We start from the raw sequence: 1,674 nt of genomic DNA on the forward strand, positions 1-1,674 counted from the left end.
GCAGGTTGTGGCATCGTTTTCGCGTGATGCGTCTGGCGCGGTTTCGATCGGCACGATCGGCGTCGACACGTCGACTGTGGCCTTGTTCGACGCCTCGACGGCGGCGACCGCCGGCGGCATCCTGGACGGCAAGGTGAGCCTGAAGAACCAGACCACGGGCCGCGATCTCGATCTCGGCACGGTCAATGCCACGGGCAACACCTCGGTGGCTGGCCTGACGGCGACGGCGGCAGGCGGCGTGCAGGGCGCTACAGGTACTGCGATCGCAGCCACGGGCGCAGGTCTGGGTACGGCTCCCGCCTATTCCACGGCAACCTATACTGCGGGTAGCCTGTCCGGCAGTACGCTTGTCAACGGTGACACGTTCACGGTGACTGTGACGCTGAGCACTGGCGGTACGCAGACGGCCACGGCAACCGTGGGTGCTGATACTAGCAACCAAGGCATTTTGGACTCCATCCGCACCAGCTTGTCCGGTATGACAGGCTTTACTTATAACACCACGGCTGGCGGCAACCTCGTTCTGACCAACAGCACGGCTGGTACTGCCAACTACCAATTCGGGATCAGCGGTTTTTCTGCTCACACCGCTACACTGGCGGCCGCGACCCCGGTTGCAGGCAGCGCGGGCACGGCGGCTGTCGTGAAGTCCACTGCCGCTCTGACGCTGGCTGACTACGCGGTGGGTGATACGGTTCGTGTCACGCTCAACATCGACGGAACGGACAAGACCGTGACCACCGGTCCGTTGACGGCGGCCTCCGGCACGCTCGCCCTGACCGATATCGCCACCGCTCTGAACCAGGTGCTCGGCAGTTCGGCCACGGCTTCGGTCCCCACGTCCGGTGGTGACTCCGGCAAGCTGATCTTCACCTCGCCGACCAACGCCTTGCGCACGTCCTTCTCGATCAAGGAATTCGTGCTCACGAGCTCGGCTGGCGCGCTGAAGACCCCGTCGACCGGTGGTCTGCCGACCGCTGCGGCTGCTACGCAGGCTAGTGCGGCCTTCTCCTCGGTCACGCTGGACAACGACGACCACATGTACTTCAACGTGCAGGTGGGCACGGCGACGGCCGGCACGAACGTGTCGATCGACAAGGCGCTGATCGACAGCACGCTGAAGAACGTGGCGGGCCATATCTCCGGCAACATCGCGTCCTCGGCCCAGTTCAAGCTGGTGCTCGACGCGGCGCTGAAGAAGGCCAACATCACCAACCTCAACGTCCTCGACAACTCCGGTTCGGTCACGTTCTCGACTGCGGACGTGGGCACGGCTGCCAAGCTGTCGATCTCGAACATCGCGGCTTCGGCTGGCGGCGACCAGATTTCGATCAAGACGATCGATATCTCCGCGTCGGGCCTTGCCAATGCCGGCGCGACCACGAGCGACCAGATCAAGCAGGTTCTGGCCGCCTATATTGACGCGGTCAACACGGCGATCAACAAGGTCACCTCCGCTGCCGCTTCGCTGGGCTCGGTCGCCTCGCGCATCGACATGCAGAAGTCCTTCGTCAACACGCTGATGGACACGATCGACAAGGGCGTCTCCAACCTCGTTGACGCCGACATGTCGGAAGAGTCCACCAAGCTCCAGGCTCTGCAGGTCAAGCAGCAGCTCGGAACCCAGGCCCTCTCCATCGCAAACCAGTCCGCTCAGAGCGTCCTCTCGCTCTT

The 1,674-nt window shown here is 63.5% G+C and carries 1 protein-coding gene; it reads left to right on the forward strand.

Annotated features, from left to right (window positions below; genetic code table 11):
* Positions 1-1,674, forward strand: a 1,674-nt coding sequence (locus AUL32_RS25955; protein WP_062113437.1) for a flagellin, incomplete at both ends; no start/stop codon positions are given.

It is taken from the genome of Aureimonas sp. AU40, assembly GCF_001463785.1.
In the GTDB taxonomy this organism is placed as follows: domain Bacteria; phylum Pseudomonadota; class Alphaproteobacteria; order Rhizobiales; family Rhizobiaceae; genus Aureimonas.